Annotated in this window: 14 protein-coding genes and 2 riboswitches; of the genes, 6 read left to right on the top strand and 8 right to left on the bottom strand. The window is 58.0% G+C overall.

Annotation, left to right across the window (positions count from 1 at the left end; translation table 11 throughout):
* The first annotated feature begins 184 nt into the window (after nt 1-184).
* Nucleotides 185-2,968, top strand: a complete 2,784-nt coding sequence (locus ACMG4O_RS05665) for a PKD domain-containing protein (RefSeq protein ID WP_414434595.1) — start codon at nt 185-187, stop codon at nt 2,966-2,968.
* 146 nt (nt 2,969-3,114) lie between these two features.
* The gene (locus ACMG4O_RS05660) at nt 3,115-4,689 is read left to right on the top strand and encodes a DUF726 domain-containing protein (protein WP_414434594.1); all 1,575 of its coding nucleotides are present in this window, start codon (nt 3,115-3,117) and stop codon (nt 4,687-4,689) included.
* Between the two features lie 105 nt (nt 4,690-4,794).
* Here the strand turns inward: ACMG4O_RS05660 and ACMG4O_RS05655 are convergent, their stop codons facing one another.
* The 3 genes from ACMG4O_RS05655 to ACMG4O_RS05645 all read right to left on the bottom strand — a co-directional run bounded on the left by ACMG4O_RS05655 (nt 4,795) and on the right by ACMG4O_RS05645 (nt 6,856).
* Complete coding sequence (locus ACMG4O_RS05655; protein WP_414434593.1) at nt 4,795-5,607, bottom strand: hypothetical protein; 813 nt, start codon at nt 5,605-5,607, stop codon at nt 4,795-4,797.
* A gap of 55 nt (nt 5,608-5,662) precedes the next feature.
* Nucleotides 5,663-6,559, bottom strand: coding sequence for a metallophosphoesterase (locus ACMG4O_RS05650; RefSeq protein WP_414434592.1), 897 nt, complete (start codon nt 6,557-6,559; stop codon nt 5,663-5,665).
* Between the two features lie 108 nt (nt 6,560-6,667).
* The gene (locus tag ACMG4O_RS05645) at nt 6,668-6,856 is read right to left on the bottom strand and encodes a helix-turn-helix transcriptional regulator (protein ID WP_228547964.1); all 189 of its coding nucleotides are present in this window, start codon (nt 6,854-6,856) and stop codon (nt 6,668-6,670) included.
* 443 nt (nt 6,857-7,299) lie between these two features.
* Between ACMG4O_RS05645 and ACMG4O_RS05640 the strand changes: the two genes are divergently transcribed.
* On the top strand, nt 7,300-8,442 hold the full coding sequence (locus tag ACMG4O_RS05640) for a hypothetical protein (RefSeq protein ID WP_414434591.1): 1,143 nt from the start codon (nt 7,300-7,302) through the stop codon (nt 8,440-8,442).
* Between the two features lie 50 nt (nt 8,443-8,492).
* On the opposite strand, the gene ACMG4O_RS05635 is transcribed toward ACMG4O_RS05640, so the two are convergent.
* The 4 genes from ACMG4O_RS05635 to ACMG4O_RS05620 all read right to left on the bottom strand — a co-directional run bounded on the left by ACMG4O_RS05635 (nt 8,493) and on the right by ACMG4O_RS05620 (nt 12,927).
* Nucleotides 8,493-9,941 (bottom strand): YfjI family protein, encoded by a 1,449-nt coding sequence (locus ACMG4O_RS05635; RefSeq protein WP_414434590.1) that lies wholly within the window; start codon nt 9,939-9,941, stop codon nt 8,493-8,495.
* Nucleotides 9,942-9,943: 2 nt separating this feature from the next.
* The gene (locus tag ACMG4O_RS05630; protein WP_414434589.1) at nt 9,944-10,231 is read right to left on the bottom strand and encodes a helix-turn-helix transcriptional regulator; all 288 of its coding nucleotides are present in this window, start codon (nt 10,229-10,231) and stop codon (nt 9,944-9,946) included.
* A gap of 143 nt (nt 10,232-10,374) precedes the next feature.
* Entirely contained in the window at nt 10,375-11,922 is a 1,548-nt protein-coding gene (locus tag ACMG4O_RS05625; protein WP_414434588.1) for a hypothetical protein, read from the bottom strand.
* Nucleotides 11,923-12,309: 387 nt separating this feature from the next.
* Nucleotides 12,310-12,927 carry a trimeric intracellular cation channel family protein gene (locus ACMG4O_RS05620; protein ID WP_339855473.1) on the bottom strand — a complete coding sequence of 206 codons (618 nt, stop codon included), beginning with the start codon at nt 12,925-12,927 and terminating at the stop codon, nt 12,310-12,312.
* Between the two features lie 22 nt (nt 12,928-12,949).
* Nucleotides 12,950-13,045, bottom strand: a riboswitch (glycine riboswitch).
* Nucleotides 13,046-13,131, bottom strand: a riboswitch (glycine riboswitch).
* Between the two features lie 266 nt (nt 13,132-13,397).
* Between ACMG4O_RS05620 and ACMG4O_RS05615 the strand changes: the two genes are divergently transcribed.
* Entirely contained in the window at nt 13,398-15,119 is a 1,722-nt protein-coding gene (locus tag ACMG4O_RS05615) for an HD domain-containing phosphohydrolase (protein ID WP_414434587.1), read from the top strand.
* Between the two features lie 35 nt (nt 15,120-15,154).
* On the opposite strand, the gene ACMG4O_RS05610 is transcribed toward ACMG4O_RS05615, so the two are convergent.
* The gene (locus ACMG4O_RS05610; protein ID WP_194855552.1) at nt 15,155-16,000 is read right to left on the bottom strand and encodes a LysR family transcriptional regulator; all 846 of its coding nucleotides are present in this window, start codon (nt 15,998-16,000) and stop codon (nt 15,155-15,157) included.
* 102 nt (nt 16,001-16,102) lie between these two features.
* Here ACMG4O_RS05610 and ACMG4O_RS05605 point away from each other — a divergent pair, with 102 nt between their 5' ends.
* On the top strand, nt 16,103-17,848 hold the full coding sequence (locus ACMG4O_RS05605) for a sulfite reductase flavoprotein subunit alpha (RefSeq protein ID WP_414434586.1): 1,746 nt from the start codon (nt 16,103-16,105) through the stop codon (nt 17,846-17,848).
* A gap of 9 nt (nt 17,849-17,857) precedes the next feature.
* Complete coding sequence (locus tag ACMG4O_RS05600; protein ID WP_414434585.1) at nt 17,858-19,555, top strand: NADPH-dependent assimilatory sulfite reductase hemoprotein subunit; 1,698 nt, start codon at nt 17,858-17,860, stop codon at nt 19,553-19,555.
* Nucleotides 19,556-19,566: the final 11 nt, after the last annotated feature.

Below are 19,566 nucleotides of genomic sequence, written 5' to 3'. Positions count from 1 at the left end.
ACTCTTAATGTGTGGTAAATCCATACTTTTAGAGTTTGGGGATTGTGACCCGCCGCTCATATCAGAGCATCCGAGAGCACTCCTAACCCAACCGGGGACTCCCGGCATGGGTTCGTGCGCCCGGGCTGAGCCCGGCCGGCGCATAACTGAAACCCGAAACGCAATAAAACAGGGAGCAAAAACAATGATTCGACGGATCGGTTACGGCCTGCTTACGGGCCTGATTTTGAGCGGTTGCGGTGGCGGGGGCTCGGATTCGAGCGCTCCGGCGTCAGACGGCGGTTCCGGCACCTCAAACAACGCCCCGGTTGCTCAGGTCGGGGCCGATCAGAACGTCAAAGTCGGCGACACCGTCACGCTGGATGGCAGTGCCAGCCGGGACCCCGACGGCGATACTCTCAGCTACCACTGGGAGATGACGAGCCTACCGGAAAGCAGCGCCGCCACGCTGATGGAAGTAAGTACTCCCAAACCCCGGTTCCCAGCGGATGCGGCGGGCCGCTATGTCGTCACCCTGGTCGTCAACGATGGCCAGACCGACAGCGAAGCCGCCTCGGTTGAGGTGGTGGCTGCGGTCCAGAACAGCGCGCCGGTCGCGGATGCCGGTACGGATCAGAACGTCGCAACCGGTGATGCCGTCCAGCTCGACGGCCGCAACAGCAGCGACGCAGATGGCGATACCCTGACCTACCAGTGGTCCTTCACCCAACGTCCCGCGAACAGCACCGCAGACCTGCAGGGAGCGGACACCGTCCAGCCCTCCTTCACGCCAGATCAGGACGGCGAGTATCGCGTTGTCCTGGTGGTCAACGACGGCCTGGTCGATAGCGACGCGGATGAAGTCGCCATTATGGCCGCCACTGCCAATAGCGCTCCGGTCGCGGACGCGGGATCGGATCAAAACGTCGTCGAAGGCGACACCGTCACCCTGGATGGCAGCAATAGTAGCGACGCGGACGGCGACGCCCTCAGCTATCGCTGGCGTTTCGTGTCACGCCCTGGTGGCAGCGCCGCCACGCTGGGTGATACCGAGACCGCTCGGCCCAGCTTCCAGGCCGACGACGCCGGTGACTACGTAATTGAACTTATCGTCAACGACGGAGAAGCCGACGGCACCCCCGATAACGTGACCGTTACCGCTGCGGAAGCTAACTCGGTGCCCGTCGCTGATGCCGGTGCCGATCAAGCCGTTGTTGCAGGCGATCGGGTTACGCTGGACGGTCAGGACAGCCGGGATGCGGATGGTGACCGGCTGACCTATCAGTGGCAGCTTGTGTCCACTCCCGATGGCAGCCTGGCGTCCCTGGATGACGCGGATACCATGGCGCCGTCCTTCGAGGCGGACCTGTCCGGCAGCTACGTGATCAGCCTGGTGGTCAGCGATGGCGAGGATGAGAGCGAAGCAGTCCGGGTTACCGTCACTGCCACCGAGCGGAACGCTGCCCCCATCGCCGACCCCGGCGACGACCAGGAGGTGGTGGAAGGTGAGACCGTGCGACTGGACGGGTCCGCCAGCTCCGATGCGAACGGTGACGAGCTGTCTTATCAATGGCGCTTCGTCAGCCGGCCCGACGGCAGCTCCGCGTCCTTAAGCGATCCCAGCAGCGCGTCCCCGGAGTTTGTTGCGGATCAGCCCGGCACTTTCGTGCTGGAACTGGTCGTCAGCGATGGGGAGCTCGATAGCACAGCGCAGACAGCGACCATCACGGCCACCCGCGCTAACGTGAAGCCGGTGGCTGATGCCGGCGCCGATCAGGCGGTGGTAGAGGGGACAACCGTTACCCTGGATGGCAGCGCCAGCAGCGACGCGGACGGCGACACCCTCACCTATACCTGGCGCTTCGTATCCACGCCGGGTGGCAGCGCGGCCGCCCTCTCCGACACCGACGCCGTGGCCCCAACCTTCACCGCTGATGTCGCTGGCAGCTACCTCGTAGCATTGGTCGTCAACGATGGCGAGAAGGACAGTGCGGAGGACCGCATCACCGTGACCGCTGCGGAAGCCAACGCCGCGCCAGTGGCCGATGCCGGCCGTGACCAGAATGCCATGACCGGCACGCTTGTCACTCTGGACGGGTCAAACAGCAGCGATGCGGACGGCGACACCTTGGTGTACCAGTGGAGCTTTGTCTCCCGGCCTTCCGGGAGCGCCACGACACTGGTCGATGGGGCATCTGCCACACCTGCGTTCACCCCGGATCTGGACGGTACGTACGTGCTGGAGTTGGTGGTCGACGACGGTGAGCTGGAAGGCACTGACCGGGTCCAGGTGACCTCGGAAACCGCCAATAGCGTTCCGGTTGCCGATGCGGGGGCGGATGCCACGGTCTACACCGGCAACCGCGTTGAGCTCGATGGCAGCGGCAGCTCCGACGCCGATGGCGACACCCTGACCTACGCCTGGTCGCTGACCAGCCTGCCCGCCGGCAGCGGGGTGTCATTACGCGATGCCGCCACGGCGCGCCCCTCCTTCACACCCGATGTGGCCGGGGATTACGTGGCCAAGCTGACCGTGAATGACGGGGAGGCCAACAGCGAGGAAGACACTGTTCGCATCACCGCTCTGGAACCGGCTTTGGCCATGGAGCAATACGACGAAGGCGATGTGTTCAATCCTCCCTCCTGGAGAAACGTGGGCCTGCCTTACACCAGTAACAGCTCCATCAACCGGACCTGTACCGGCACCTGCGGCACCATCGAGCTGGCCCGGTTCCGGCTGGAAGCCCAGGGCCAGAGCTATAGCCTCAGGAATGTCCAGGTGACAAGAGTCGACGGCGGGCCTCTACCGGCCGGCCTGAACGCTCGCTTCTCTGGAATCAGCAGCGGGCAAACCATCGAGGCCGATGAGACGTTGTCGTTCAGTCTGCTGGTGGAGCACGTTGATGCGTCCGTGCAGGTCGAGTTCGCCTTCCTGGTGAATGAAACCGGCGACTCCTTCAGTAGCCGCTACACCCTTAACCTACGCTAGCAACGACAGGCCTCATGCCGCTGGCATGAGGCCTTCAACGCTACGTACTGACCTCGCATTTGATAACGGTGGACACCAGAGCTATATTTTTCGGCCTTCAAAAGAAGCCAATAATAATCAGTGAGTACTCCACAGGGGGATAAATCGTGCTCGATAAAGCCAAAAAAGGCCTAACTGCTGCCCAACGGGCCGCTGGCCAAGTCTACGATGAAGCAAAGGACCGCGCGGAAGGCGCCTATGAGATCGGTAGGAACACCGTAGAAGGAGTCTATGATGGTATTCGTGACAAGATCACAGAGGAACCGGCCAAGACCCTCACCTCATGGTGTTCTTGGTGCGGCACACATGGCGATCATGTTTTTAGCGTTAAACCCACCGTGGGCCGGTCTATATACGTCTGTCAAAACTGTGAGCTGAATACAATACGGTGCCGGTACTGTAAGAACATGGCCAAAGCTGTCTCAAAGACAGAGGATTCAGAGCCATCCGAGAACAAAAAAAGCAGGATCGCTAAGCTCCTTAAAGATAACTGGAACCACGAGCTTTGCGCAGAACATGACGGCAGCATACCGAACTTCGAGCGCGCCCACGATAAAATCAGAGAGCTCGGTGAGTTCAGGCGATTGATGGAGCCCAAATCGCGCAACCTCTACGGACTCGCCAAGAACGCCAGCATCATCTTCGGTGGCATGGCGGCTGTCGGCACCGGCGCTGCCTTCGTGGCTCCCGGTATAGCAGCGGCTTTGGGATCCGCCGGCATTCTAGGTGCCGCCAGTACGGGAACGGCAATTTCAAGCCTGAGTGGGGCAGCGCTCACCAGCGCCTCGTTGTCCGCCATCGGACCTGCGGGATTTAGTATTATCACAGCCACCGGGGCAGGGCTGGGAGGACGTGCCGGTTTCGGCATCGCCAATTCCTACCTTAAGGACATCCCGGACTACGGCTTCTTTTATCGACGGGCTCCCGTAAAGGACAGCGGCCACCGGATAGTCGTCGTAAACGGCTTTATGACGGAGGAAGATAAAGACGGCCATGACTGGTGCGAAGGTCTGGAAGGTTATTCCGAGGACAGTGGGCTCTGGTATTTGTCCTGGGAATCCAAAACAATGCTTAAACTAGGCAAGACCTTCTCAGGCACTGGAGGGTACTGGATGTCAAGGTCTATGGCCGCCAAAGCAGCCGGCTTTGGGTCAAAACAAACGGCCAAGAGCGTGTCCTTGGTTGGCCATGCTCTCACGGCGAGTGAAATTGCCAGCAATCCTTGGCACTCAGCGATGCTAAACGCCCAAAAGGCCGGTACTTTGCTGGCCGAAGCCATAAGCCGCACGGAAGGGCAGACATTCACTCTCATGGGTCACTCTCTGGGTGCCCGCGTGGTTTTCTTTGCGCTGCGGGCCCTGGCCACCAAAGATCCCGAGAAGCGCTTTGTTGATAAAGCCATTCTCATGGGCGGTGCGGTTGGGCGAACTGATGTCGAATCCTGGGATTCGGCTGCGTCTGCCGTCTCAGATGGGATTTATAACTGCTACTCCAACAAGGACCAGATACTTCGAGGTCTCTATCAATGGGCGAACGTACGCATATCGAAGCCCGCTGGTCTCGGCCCCGCATCCTGTTCGTATGATTCGGTCCGAAGCATCGATTTTTCCGATCTCATCAATGGGCACAACGCTTGGAAGCCCAACCTGAAAGAAGTGCTCGCTCGGCTGCAGGTGAACTAACTTCACTCGTACGTGCGGGCAAACTGGCTTGCCGTGGCAAAGCGGCCTGAGACTTAGCCGCGCAAAGTAAGTAGCCGGCCCCGGCTGAACGGGGCCGGTCAACTATCAAATCACGGGCGGGATCTGACCGATAAAGAAGATACCGCCGGTCCGATCCGCAGTGGGCGCCACGGCAATCAGATCCCCATCCTGCGCAATCGCGATGCCCTGCAGTGTCTCTCCATCATAGGTACAGGTACCACCGTCAAACGTTACGTTCAGTTTATAGACGTCCCCACTTTCGCGGGCGGCCACTGTGCCGTTGAACGTGCATCCGAACTCGTCCACGCCTGAGAAGTTGCCCTGAGTATCGATATCAACCTCGGCATCGCCCTGGCCGCCCGGGTTCAGGGCCGTACCCTCATAGGTGCCAGCATCCTCGGTCAGGTCCGGAGTCTGCTCGTAACTGTCTTCATAGGCCAAGCTGAACCCGACCTCGTCCCCGCTTCCGTCCTCCACGACTTCACCGGTAAGGTTCTGCTTGCGCGTAAAGGTCGCATCCAGGCTGCCTTCATAGACCTGGCCGTCCACGAAGTTGAAGTCTCGGGCGTTTGAGGAAGTGAAGCGGTCGCCGCGCGCGGTGCCCCGGCCTTGAACAACCCCTTGAAGCTGATACATGCCGCCACTGTCCTCGCCGTAAAGGACGTAGTAATCACCATTATCCAGCACCACGCCGATCAGTTGCGCGCCAAGGTCACTGGTCCCCGCGTAAAAGCCCTCTGGCGCCGGGTCGCTCGTGTCGGGCAGCATGCCGTTCGAATCGCTACTGTCGCCACCACAGGCCGCCAGCCCCAAAACCAAAGGCACGGCCCAGAGCGTTTTGCCGAGTGCATTAAACACCTTCATTGCGTTCTCCTTTTTATGGTTATCAACTTCCATTACCGCCTCTCCGGCGGCGTTTATCAGGCCTCCACCCAGGTGAACCTCTCCGGGCTCAACGGCTGGCGGCCATCCCACCGATACGCCGCCAACCGGCCCCCTTGCCGGGCCGCGACGCTGTAATCAAGGCAAGCCACGTCCGCCGTGAGCGGGCGCGGCTCGCCACGCAACCAATAATGACCAATGAAAACCGGCTTCTCGCCGTCATAACCAGGCAGCAGCCCATCGGCGACGGGCGTATCCGGGACGCTGGCCAGGGTGGCCTCGGGAACCAGAGCCAGCTCTCGATAGCTGGCAGGCGAGTCTTGCCACCAACGCGTGCGGATCTCACGGCGTGGGTGGCCGTCCTTGTCGTGGAAAGCCGCGCGCCGTCCGGCAATGTCACCTCTAGGCCTTTGAGAACGGTTTCCACCGCCTCGAACAGAGGCTCGCCTTTGGTGGCAGCGGCGACCCAGGCGTCGTCGCGCAACCGACCGCCACGGTCCAGATAGGGCCTGAGCTGCCCTAGCTGCTCCGGGTGCCAGCAGGCATGGACGGCACGAAGTTCCGGGAGGTCCAGATAGAGCGGCAGGGTTCGGAACCAGTCCAGCATCTCGTGGTGGAGGCGGGAGTCCTCTTCCACCTGGTCAAGAAATGCCCTGTGTTGGTGTCGGTTCTTGGCGGAATGCGGGCGCAGGTAGGCGCCGGCCTGGTGCGGGTCAGGCGTAGCCCAAGCCACGGCATTGAATTCGTGGTTACCCATGATCGCCAGCGCCTCGCCGGCATCCACCATGGCGCGCACGATGCGCACCACCTCCACCTGCTCCGGCCCCCGGTCGATGTAATCGCCCAGGAAAAGTGCGCGGCGGGAAGAGTGGCGCCACACGCCGGCGGACTCCACATAGCCCAGCCGATCCAGCAGCCGCTTCAACGGCCCGGCGTGACCGTGGATATCTCCAATAATGTCGAACACGACTTCCCCCAAGATGACGTCCTGTCCGGGGCAGAGCTTAGGCGGTTGGCGGTGGAGGGTGAAGACTGAACGGACGAACAGGTCGCGAATCGGCGCAGATAAGGCAGGTTAGTCACTGCTTTTGTGACTATCCCGCTCCTCTATCCTGGCCGCCATCCAGTGGTCGACCTCGTCCGACACCCAGGCAACAGCGCGCCCACCCAAAGAAACGGATCTTGGGAATTGGCCGAGCGCCATTCGATTGTAAATAGAGGACCGGCAAAGCCCGGTTATAGCAATCACTTCCGATAGACGCATGAATCGCATTCGATGCCTCTCCATAATCGGGGCACAGGGCCAGCCAGACAATCAGCGAAGAAACCGGAAAACCACGGTATCTCTTTAAGAAAACCTGCTATTTCCGCTACGTGTAGCGGAAATAGCGGCATTTTACTCTATCCCTTTATCTGACCGCACCAATATCGGCCCATGCCCGACGGCAGGTCAGGCCTTTTACCAGTGCTCAGCCCGCTGCGTAAGAACGTACACCGGATCCCTATAGTATAGAGAGGGGAAACCAGCATTCATGGGGATCTCAGAACCACACAGGCCCATCGAAACCCAGGACCTATCTATTCTTTAACTTTGATTAATATAAATGATGGCTGCTCTACCCCGCTTATCTGTAAAAGCCCCCCTCCTCAATGGCCTGTTCTGACTACCCAGCGATCTCACCAAACCATCGGAATCTGGAGACAGGTATGTGCGAACAGCACCACATATCGCCTGAAGCGCAGCGCCAACTTGATGCTCTAAGCCACTTCCATCTAACCCGAGACAAGGGTCTGGACGTCTACAACCCAAACGACAACGCGGACACCACCTACCTCGTGAATCCACCGCATTCGGCGGAGGCGCTGCGGGACGTTACCAAACTGCTTGACGAACTACTCCACAAGAAGCGACTGGTTATCAGCCGACGCCAGGAAACCGGCCAGGGGTTGATAAAGCGCATCCGCAACGAGAAGACGCGGCTGGTGGAGTCCTGCGCGTTGCTCACCAGGGACTACTTTTCAGGCTATGAGATTGATCGCGATATTGACGTTCTACTTGGAGTAAACGAGAGGATGGGTGTTGGCGCACTGGCAGGGCTCCCTTTGCACACCAACATAGATGGGAAGACAGTACATGAGCACTACCTTAAGTACCTGCGACAGATCAGGCAGTGGCTTATCACGCCCCAGATGCGGAGATACAGACGCAACCTCAGGGTCAGGAGACAGAGGCGCGTTGAAGCCATTGACGCGGCTGTGAAGGACGCTCTCTCTTTATGCAGACGAGCACGCCTGATACGTGTCGACGGCAACTATCTTCAATCAGTCAGGCCCACGGTCACCCCCGACCGTATCTCATCGGATCTAGACCGAATGGTGAGAAACATGCGGCACAATAAGCGTCATTTCGGCGGGCTGGTGCTAGCGGTCCTGAAGATCGAATATGGGCCAGAGAAGGGATACCATTGGCACGGCTATTTCATCTATGACGGCGACCTGGTACACAAGGATATGCTCAAAGGGAAATACATCCTTAACTACTGGATCAAGGTGGTCACGAAGGGGGACGGCAGCGGCTTCAACGTGAACAGCGCCAGTGCCAGGCACCAGCTCGCTAGCAGACTGGGGATACATGAGGACCACTTGGCTATAGGGGCGTTCCGGCCGGGTGATTCGCTCCAGCAACACAACTTGGACACCCTGATTTCCTACTTCGGAAAGGAACGGCAAAGCCTAAGAGTGAAAAAGAATACAAAAACACGATCGTTACGGATTGTGCGAGGGCCAGGATACAGGGAGCTGAAACAGGGACGCCAACGGCTCTCTGACCGTGACCTGCACCCGAAATGAGCGCCATACCGCCATTCCCAGTTCGCCGACCGGGAATGGCGGTCACCCTTTCAGCAATACCAAAGAGGGAAATCCCAAGGTAAAGCCAGGCCTGGCGCCATATCGATGTAAACGATGTTCCTAGTGTCCTGCATAGGCCTGATGGCACCCTCCCTAGCGAGAACATCTAAAGCCTTGTAGAACCGCCCTCCGCTCCTAAGGCTGTTGGGGCAGCGTTGCCGGAGATAGTTCTTCTTAACGATGCGATAACCGTCGTTACACATCCTTCGCATCATACTTCTTAGCTCTTCTGCATCCGAAATCTCTTCAGGCACCGGAACGAACAGGCCGATAAAGTCCTGAGAACACTCATTGCAGATATCCGCTGCCACCCGAAGGGTGTTGGCAGAGATCTGCCCCTCGAAACCTTCGAAATAGTGGAGCAATGCAGCAACCCGTGCCATATTCTCTGCCAGCTTGGAGGCGTGATCAGAGGCATTTTCATACTTCCCACCTGACCGAATTCCATCTTCGATTTCGTCAGCGAGATCAAACCAGAGCGAGGCGGCTTCCGGCGAGAATAGGATTTTTTCTCGCTCTGGATTGCCAACGACCCTGGCCATTCTGGCCCTATCCAGTATCTGGGAAATTCGATGATCAAAGCGCTCCATGTGCTCCCAGGAATTGGCTTGCTTTTTGGAAAATCGCGTTCCCTGAGTCGACTCTGGGTTGAACACCAGATATCTAGCCCAATGGCCTGATCCTCGAACTTTGTCGCCCTTCTTACCCGTATGAGGGCCAAAGATGTCTGGTTGAAGCATGACCGATATCATCAGCCGCGCGTCATTGATTTGAAGGGTAGGCTTTCCCATCCGAGAAACCCTGACGGACTCACCACTCCAGAGTGAATTGAAGTACGGCACGCCATCAAAAGATTTTCCATCTACGACAATACCCCCCTCGCTAGAAACCAGAGCCCCTACTTTCGCCTCATTCAGTGCTGCCAACATTGCTATGGGAGAGATGTCTTCATAGATAATCCGACCCCGTTGAGGCTTTTCGGGCTCCTCTTTCCAATGCTCGACTAATTCTTCGCTGACACGTTTGCGCTCCGAATACTCAAGCTCCTCCTTGGCCAGTATCTTTTCGAGGCGCTTTCTATGCCCTTTCCACTGATGAAGTCGAACATTATAATCAGCCATTCTATTTTTGTGGTCAGCTTCGAGGGTTTCTTCGATGGCCCTGATCTGCTGCATGAACCTATGCTCAACTGCTGATTTACGCTCCCCGGATTTGGCAATCCCCAAAAGGAAAAGGCTAAGCGGCACAGTAGCGCCATAAGGCATGACGACATCAGCTAGAGGCTGAATGGCTGACGATATAGCTGCCAGCCCCCCCAACAAGCAAAGCCGGGAAGGAGACTGATAATTCTGGTGAGCCTGCCGCACGGCCTCACCCAAGAGAGGGATAAATTGGCAAAATGCAGCAGCGTTGATCTTGCCTGTCATCGGATATGCCATGATCAAGCCTCCCGTGCTGCAGAAGTCGTTCGGGACTCAACCCATTCGATGATCTCATGCCTATACCAGCCCACAGATCTTCGCCCAAGGCTTACTTTTTTGGGCCATTCGGGGTCAAAGTAGAGAGAATCTGGGTCCATCTTCGCATAGATGGTGGACCGGGATAGCCCTGTCAGCCGCTCGACCTCGGGCCTTCGGATAATCTGATAATCTCTGGTTTGGTGGATCTGTTCGCCTACGAATCCAGTGCTTTCGTAGCGCTGCTTTTGATACGGATTAGTATCTGGCATTTCCAACCTCGTCATTAGTTGCTTCAGCTCTTCGTGAGCATTTGCAGCCTAAGCAACTCATAACGAATCGACGCCTAAGACCAAATTTTGGCCCAAATTGGTGGGCACCAACCAACCTAACCCTTTGTTTTCCCAAATAAAAACTATAATTTAAAGAACGACTCCGCCCCTATTACTTTTTTCATTGCAGGCTTTGATTGGGCAGGCAAATTCCATTCATCCATCTTTATTTCAACTTCCTGAGCCCAAACCTTTTTCTCCCAATCACCAGAATTCTTCTTGGAAGGCGATGAGAACAGGCCCCATGCCTCAAGAACATATTTTGCTGAGGTTTTTTCCCAGGACTTCTCTAGACGGCTCTCTCTACAAGCCTTATTTTTACCACCACCGTTGCTATCTACACCTCGGTAATGATTCGATATATAGGTAGCCAGCATTTGCGCTGGCCAGTTCTCCAACCCAATTCCCATTAACAGTTTTCTAGTCTCAATCAGATCAATTGTCTCCCCCACGCCAGTGTCGAGCCAAGCCAGCACAGCCACGGAGGCATACTCAACAACCTTAGACTCGGTGCCCATGCATGACAGATCACAGCCTGTTACATCCAAAATCCATTTCAGCGCAGCACTTTTAGCCTGCTCATAGTCGGGGTGGCTAGCTGGAGCAACGGCAGCAAGGTTCTTATTGTCTTCATGCCTTTTATTCTCGATATGTACCCTCAGTGCACTCAAGTCAGGCTCATAGACAAACAAACTGGATTTCGTTATCTTGATGCTGTCAGGTTTTTCTATATAGAATTTTTTCTTTCTTTGAATCTCGCTGGTGGCTGGCGCGTCATTATAAATGCCAAGCTTATATACAACTCCGTTGCCGGGCCGATAGGCGATAGCATCTTCACTAATACGCAACGGCTCGCTCCACCAGTCGTCCTTTCTTATGCTCGAATGTATCGCTGAGATGATATCCTGACTTCTAGTAGGCCAACGCGGAAAGGAAACTGATAATAGATAATATTTTCGATTTATGGAAAATCTCATATATGAGCTCAAGCTCATCTTGTTATGAGGGTCTTCAAATTCCAGATATTCCCTTGAAGAAACAATCTGGATAGACGAACGATCCGCGCTAGACAACACATTCCATGCATACAAAAATGACCGGAGGCCCACAGAACTAGGCAAAGCATGTTTTTTATATGCGCGATCACTCAGCGTTGATCTAATAAATATCAGCGAATCATTTTCAGCATCACCAGAATCTGGCCTATGACAAACCCCTCCTTCTGAAATTTTGTCTAAACTGTCGATTGTTAAACGTTCACCACTCAGCTCCTCTAATTTTCCGGGCACATAATTTCTTTTTAACGTCGTTATTTTTTTCGCATTACCATTTTTTACTTTAAACAATCCATGCCGAAAGAAACTGCAATGCGCAAGCTCTAGTTCCTGAAGATCGTCTAGAGAGTCTGGAGGAACAACCAGGGCCACAATGTTCTCTTGTGGAACCGGCCTGTATATTAGATCGGTGATGGATACTGTCCATTCTTTTCCCACCCAGCCCTCAACGAAAGAATAAACGCTGCCCCTCACTACATCTTTATAGAGATCCAATTTGCCCTGAAGGGCAAATTTAATGATCTCATCTTTTGTCTTTCCAATTCTTTTAGCCGCCTGACTTATAGGTAGTAACAACGCCTACCCCCCCTTTTTGATGGATATTTATTTTTGTTTGTAGCGTTAGCCGAGCTCCCCATTCAAAATGGGGCATCTCTACGAATGGCTCCTAGCTTCGAATCAACCGCTCTGCCTCGCTCCAGGCATGGCCGAGAAGCGGGCTTCCGCAGATAGAGAACCAGCCTAGCTTAGGTGGCAGAGTGATGCCTAACCCCAGTGCGAGCTAGCAAACGCAGATGCGAAGGGACAAGTCTACCAGTTAGCCTCTAAGCTGCCATGGGTAAGTTTGTGGGTACAGGATGGATAGATCCATCTATTTTTCCTGTAAAATCAAATAGGTACCGGTGCAGTTCAAGTCCTGGTGGGCCCACCATCTCCCCATTTCCCGAACCACCCATCCAGAGCCTAACCCCAGCGCGCCTGAGAATAACGGAACACCGGCAGCGAGACACGCCAGCGGATCGCCACCATGCGCAGCAGCAGGCCGACGCTGAACGCGGCCAGTTGCGTCACGCCCTCGCCCACGCCCTGGCGCAGCAGGAACAGGTACAGCAAGGCCACGACCAGAGAGACGCAGGCGTAGATTTCCCGGCGCAGCACCTGGGGCACCCGGCCGCACATAATGTCCCTGATAATCCCGCCGAAGATGCCGGTGGTGATCCCCGACATGACCACCACGATGGGCTCATAACCCAGCTCCAGCGCGACATTGCAGCCGATAATGGTGAAAGCGACCAGGCCGATGGCATCGAGAACCAGAAACAGCTGGCGCAAGTGGCGCATGAACCGGGCGATCGCAATGGTAACCAGGCCACCGATGAGGGTCATGTAGATATAGCTGGGATGCTGGGTCCAGGTGACCGGGAAGTTGCCCAACAGAATGTCGCGAACGGTACCGCCACCCAGAGCGGTGAGAAAGGCGATCACGGCGACCCCGAACAGATCCATGTTCCGGCGTCCGGCGGCCAGGGCTCCGGACATGGCTTCGGCGATGATGGCAATCAAATAGACAGAGGTCAGCACACAGTACTCCTGCGTTTACATGGCCTCTCCCCCTGTCCTGATACCTGAGAGTTTACAGAGCGGGTCTGCTTGCCCCTTCGGTGGGCTGCGTGAGCAGCCTCTCTCCAGACGGCGTTGGATGGTGTCCGCAGTACCTGTGCCTGAGCGTTTATGGGAGGTTGCGCCTTCGGCGGGGCCCGCGGCCCTCTCTCCTGCGGATGAGCGGAGTATAGAGGCGGGCAGGTCGGCCGTCGAGAAGCCCGACGACGTGGTGACACTGCACCGCTGGGCCTGTTTCAAGAATCAGGATAACGGTGGCGGACTCTCCACGACACCCTGAACGGTCGTACTTTTTTCGTACGAACCACTGTTCAGGCTGCGCTTTTCAGGCTACCTTCACGTTATGTTCACAAAAATCGCCAAGGCAGCATAACCGGTGGCTGCAAGCACCCGAAAACCAACACCGGCGTATAAAAAACGAGTACGCAGTTATGTCACATTCCAATGGCAACCATACCGCGACCGTGATCCAGCGCCTGGTAAGTCACGAGCACGACATAACTCTTTTTTCCAAGCGCTTTGCCCACTCCTTGAAGGCGGAGGTAACAGGGCTCGACACAAAGACCGGCTTGCTTCTCCTGGAGGTCGGTTCCGCCGGACAGGACCTAAAGCACTACCTTCGGAATGGCCATTTTTCGTTCGACATCGAGGCAAGAATCACTCCCGAGGGTCACGAAAAAGAGGTGCACAGTTTTGACCGGATTCCGGCGGAGGTGCACAAGAAGGACGCCGACACATACCTGATTCGGTGCCAACTTCCAGAGTCCGTGTTCGTGACCGAAAGCCGCGGCGCATTGCGAATACCGTTCATACTCGGCATGAACGCCAGAGTGTCGATTTCCGCCTACGACGCCGAGCTGACTATAGAGGCGAGGGTTCGGAACTTCTCCGCGGGCGGCTGTCTGGCCGATATGTCGATCGAAGACAGTCTTTCATTATACGTGGGGCAGACAGTGCCGGACCTGGCCATCACCTTCCCCAATGGTGAATGTCTTTTTTCGAAAGGGCGGGTCCGCCACATACGTCCGTTCGGCAGTCTTGGACGCGCGGCGGTCGGCCTTCAATTCATCGACGTGTCCAGCACCATGAGCAAAGAGATATTCCAACATATCTCAGAGTGCGAACGGGAAGCCGCCAGCCGGTCCGGTCTGAAGGAGAACGTCACACCTTCGGAACTTTTCATTGCAAAAAGAACCGGCGCCGCGGCCACCAGTATTAGTAAAAGCGAGAAGTCCAAAATGTCCCGGCAGCCCGCCATGGTTCCAGAAGTGTTAAAGGTCGCTCAGCAGCTCAAAGTCATCATGATGTTCATAAAGAACCGCGGCATCTTCAGCGAAGACGCGCTGTTCGAATGTGGTGATATATTAATCGACTGCGTAAAGAGCAACCGGAAACAGCTGCTCTATGCACTCTCATTCTTGAGGGGGCAACCCGAATGGGTACGTCATGCGATACAGTCATCGGGCATTTTCGCGGACATATTGATAGCGCGGGATCCACACTCGGCACTGATCCGGGAAGCAGTCATCGGCGCCTTGATCCACAACATGGGGAAGCCGCTTTTAATCGGCAGACAGATGCCTTCTTTGAAAGTAAATATGAACCCGAGGCAAAGAGCGATCCTCAGAACGCACTCTCAAACCCTGTTAAAGAAGCTCTCCGACTTGAATTGGGAGCCTGGAAAGGCTTGCCGGGACATCATTGAAAACGCGAATGAGCGTTTGGATGGGAGTGGTTACCCCGCCGCCAAGGTAGCGTCGGAGTTATCGGAGCAGACCAAGTTGATATCCGTTATTAAGGCTGTCAACAAGCTGACCCATGAGCGAAACGGCGCGGCACCAAGGCCGCCTTTGGACGCGTACAGGTGGATCCACGCTCAGCCCGATGTCTATGACCCCCGAATTGTGGTCGAATATATCCAACATTACGGGCTCTACCCTATCGGGAGCCTAGGTAAATTCTCCGGCGGCTTTCTGGCCTGGATCATGGATATAGACGGCAAAGGCATGCCGAACAAAGTGCAGCTCACAAAAAATCTGGCGTTTCAGGACACATCCATTGATACCGTTTTGACCTCCGCGGACTTCCACCAGATTGGCGCCCTGGAGGGCATCGTCAACCCGGACGATTTCGACGTAAAGCCGCTTTTTTAAGCCGGCTTACGGCAGGTGCGGATCCGGAAGCGTCACTACTTCGGCGGTTCATCCTGTTCCATCAGCGACGCGCGCAATGCTGCGAAGGCTGAAGCGGTAAGCTCGGAGTTCTGCTCCCGTGCATAAACCAGATAGACCGGATAGCTGAATTCCGGCGCGGCGGGGACCCGCTCCAGTTCACCGCTCTCCAGATACGGTTGAACCACCCTGGTGCGAAAGTAGCCGCTGCCGCCGTGCCGCAACAAATAGCGCAGCGCCAGCGGCCCCAGATCCACATTGATCGCGGCTCGGGCTCTTTCCGGCCAGGCGCTGTCATGCTGCCGGCGAAAATCGGCGCCCCAGTCCACATAGACATAAGGCGCTTCCTCGGCACCGCGACGCACCAGAATCAGCTTCTCCTCCATCAACTGTTCCACTTGCATGCCGGGCCAGTAATCAGGTTGATGAACCAGGGCGGCGTCCAGCACGCTCTGCTCCAGTTTTTCATGCAAGGTGGTGCGCTCGCCGACTTCGGCGCGCACCGCAACGTTCGGACAGGCTTCGCGCAGAGCGGACAACCAGTTCAACAGCCACGGATTCCAGAGGCTGACTTCGCCCCCCAGGGTGAGCACCTGGCCGGCGCCCTCCGGCAACGGCAATGCACGCCGGGCCGCGTCCCAGGTACGAACCAGCTGGCTGGCATGGGTGGCGAACTGCTCCCCATTGGTGGTCAGGCGGGCACCACTGCGGTTTCGCACGAACAGGCGGCAGCCGAGCTGGCCCTCCAGGTTGTGGACGCGCGCGGTCACGGTGGTCTGGGTAACGTGCAGACGTTCGGCGGCGGCCATGAAGCTGCCGGAGCGGACGATCTCCAGGAAGGTGCGAGCCAGCTCGATATCCATGCTTAATATCAATATTTTGAATGTTAAGCCCCATTGTATTTCATTATTCGACGATCATGCAGCCGTTCATACTGCCGGCTTCAGGTATTGATGGAGTCCGCGATGACCGCGCACGCGCTGGCGCCGCCTTTTTCGGAAACGCAATGGCGACGAATCCACACGCTGCTGGAGGAGCTGGATGACCAGCAGGCGCTCTGGCTGAGCGGTTACCTGGCCGGCCAGAACACCGACACCGCCCGCTTGGGCCAGAAGCCGGAAGACGCTCCGGCGCTGCTGATCGCCTACGGCACGGAAACCGACAACAGCCGGGAGCTGGCCGAACGATTCAGCGAACAATGCCGTGAAGCCGGTGTGGCGGCGGAAGTCCAGGATCTGGCCCGGGTGCGCCCCCGGCAGCTGGTTAAGCGCAAGCACCTGGTGGTGATCACCGCCACCCATGGCGACGGCGACCCGCCGGAACCGGCATTGCCGTTCTTCGAGGGACTGGCGGACGACGCCACCGCGCCCCGGCTGAAAGGGCTTAACTTCGCGGTGCTCGCCCTGGGCGACAGCACCTACGAGCACTTCTGCACCGCCGGCCGGCAGCTCGACGCGCGTTTGGAGGAGCTGGGCGGCCAGCGCTTACTGGAACGCCAGGAGTGCGATGTGGATTTCGAAGCCCCGGCGAAGGCATGGCTGGCGCGACTAGTAGAGAAGCTGCCCAAGCGCGAATCCACCACCGCCCTGGCCGCTTCAGCCAGCGCCACGAAGCGAGGGCCGGTCTATGACAAGCGGCGCCCGCTGGAAGCGGAAATCCTGGTCAACCAATGTCTCACCGCGCCGGACAGGACCAGCCCCATCCACCATCTTGAATTGGCTCTGGAGGCTCCGAATTTCGCGGTGGCGCCGGGCGACGCCGTAGGCGTGCTCGCCGACAACCCTCCGGAGCTGATCGCCGCCGTGCTGGACGCCACCGGCTTGAGCGGCGAACAACCGGTAACCGTGGACGGCGGGGCCCAACCGCTGGTACAGGCACTGCGACAACACCGTGACCTGACCATACCCGGCGGACGTTTCCTGGAGTACTGGGCGGAGCTGACGGAAAGCGCCGCCCTCCGCGAGGCCGCGGCCGGCGGCACCCGGACACAGCGGGCCGTGCTCAAACAGCATCAAGTCCTGGACCTGCTGCGCGATTACCCGGCGCGGCCCGACGCCGAGGCCCTGGTGGCGTCGCTGCGTCCATTGCAGCCCCGCCTCTATGATCTGGCCAATGCCCTGAGCGCCTTCGACGATGAACTGCATCTCACCGTTAAGCGCTTCCGCTATCCGTTCGCCGGACGCTGGGAAACCGGGGTCGCTTCCGCTTACCTGCTGGATCTGCAAGCCGGCGATTCGGTGCGTCTCTACCCGCATCGAAATGCGCGCTTCCATCTGCCGGACGATCCCGACACACCGCTGGTGCTGATCGCCGAGGGGACGGGTATCGCGCCCTACCGCGCTTTCCTGCAACACCTGGCGGCGGCGGGCCGGCATACACCGTGCTGGCTGGTGTTCGCGGAACAACGCTTTGAAGAAGACTTTCTTTACCAACTGGACTTTCAGGAGGCGCGCGATAACGGCCTGCTCAAGCGGGTGGACACTGTTTTTCAAGTCGAACAGCCCGGCCGGGAGCTGGCCGACCCGCTGCTGGAACAGGTCGACCGGCTCAGCGAATGGCTCGAGCGCGGCGCCCATCTTTACTTCTGTGGCGACAAGGACCGCCTTGCCGAAGCCGAAGCCCGGGTACGCGACGCCGTCGACCGGCGCCTGGGCGCCGGCCACTGGAAACAACTTTCGAAGGCGAAACGTCTTCACCGGAACCTGTATTAGGAGGGCCATATGATCGACCGCAGTTCCGATCTCAGCCAGCCCGTGGACGCCCTGAACGAGAGCGAGCAACTCAAGGCCCGCAGCCGCTATCTGCGTGGCGGCATCGCCGAAGGTCTGCAAGACCCGCTCACCGGCGCGGTTCCCGGTGATGACCCGCTGCTGATGAAATTCCACGGCATCTATCAGCAGGATGACCGCGACCGGCGCGCGGACCGCCGACGGCGGCACCTCGAGCCGATCTATCAGTTCATGGTGCGAATGCGCATCCCCGGCGGTGTGCTCGACAAACACCAATGGTGGGGAATCGCGGAGCTTTCCCGGCGTTACGCGGAACGGGGCATCCGCATCACCACCCGGCAAACCGTACAGTTGCACGGTGTACGCAAACCCCACCTGCGTGCGCTGATGCAGGGTCTGCGGGACATCGGCCTGGACACCATCGCCGCCTGCGGTGACGACAGCCGGGGCGTGGTGTGCGGCACCAATCCGTTTTTGTCCCGGGCACACCAGCGCGTCGCGGAACTGGCCCGCATCACCAGCGACAGGCTGATTCCCAAAACCGGCGCTTACCCCGAAATCTGGTATCGCGAGTCCGCTCCCGCCACGCACAGCGAAGAGCCGGTCTACGGCGAACTCTACCTGCCGCGCAAGTTCAAGGTCGGCTATGCCATACCGCCGGTCAACGATATCGACGTCTACGGCCAGGACCTGGGCCTGATCGCGGTGATCGACAATGGTGAGCTGCGGGGCTTCAACGTTTGCGTGGGCGGCGGCATGGGTCAGCTGGACAGCCGCGAGGACAGCTACCCCCGGCTTGCGGAGGAAATCGGTTTCATCGATGCCGAAGAAGCGCCCGCTTTCAGCGAAACGGTGATGACCATCCAGCGCGACTTCGGTGACCGCAAGGACCGCCACCGGGCCCGTTTCAAATACACCCTGGATCGTCTCGGCCTGGACTGGTTCCTCGACGAACTGGCGCACCGCCGGGGACGCGACCTTGAGCCGGCACGGCCACGGCGCTTTGAGCACAACGGAGACCGGCTGGGCTGGCAGCAGGCCGACGATGGCCTCTGGCACGCCACTCTCTATATTGAAAGCGGGCGCCTGGACGATGCTCTGCGGGGGCAGATCAGCGGCTTGCTGGAACAGTACGGCGGCCGTTTGCGCATGACCACCAATCAAAACCTGCAACTGACCCATATTGAAACGCACGAGCTCGAACAACTGCAGTGGCGCCTGGAGGACCTGGGCCTGGCATGGCGTCTGACACCCGACACTCAGGCGGCGCACACCCTGAGTTGCGTGGCGCTGCCCACCTGCGGCCTGGCCATGGCCGAAGCGGAACGCTACACACCCCGTTTGCTGGATGTGTTTCAGCGCCTCAAAGGCCAGTACGGACTCGCCGACGTCCCCATCACCCTGCGTTTAACCGGCTGCCCCAATGGCTGCGCGCGTCCCTATCTCGGCGAGATCGCCCTGACCGGGCGGGCGCCGGGTCTCTACAACCTCTACCTGGGCGGCAGTTTCCACGGCGACCGGCTGGCCCGTCTGTACGCGGGCAACGTCAATGAAGAGCGCTTTCTTGAATTGCTCGCCCCTTTGCTGGAGCGCTTCGCCGAAGAGCGAGACCACGGCGAACACTTCGGCGATTTTCTGGTGCGTCGTGGCCTGCTCGACGACACGCCCGTCGCCCTCACCTCTTTCTGAAAACGGAGCTT

The organism is Alloalcanivorax venustensis (genome assembly GCF_047495515.1).
GTDB lineage: Bacteria > Pseudomonadota > Gammaproteobacteria > Pseudomonadales > Alcanivoracaceae > Alloalcanivorax > Alloalcanivorax venustensis.
This window is presented reverse-complemented; position numbering and strand designations above follow the sequence as displayed.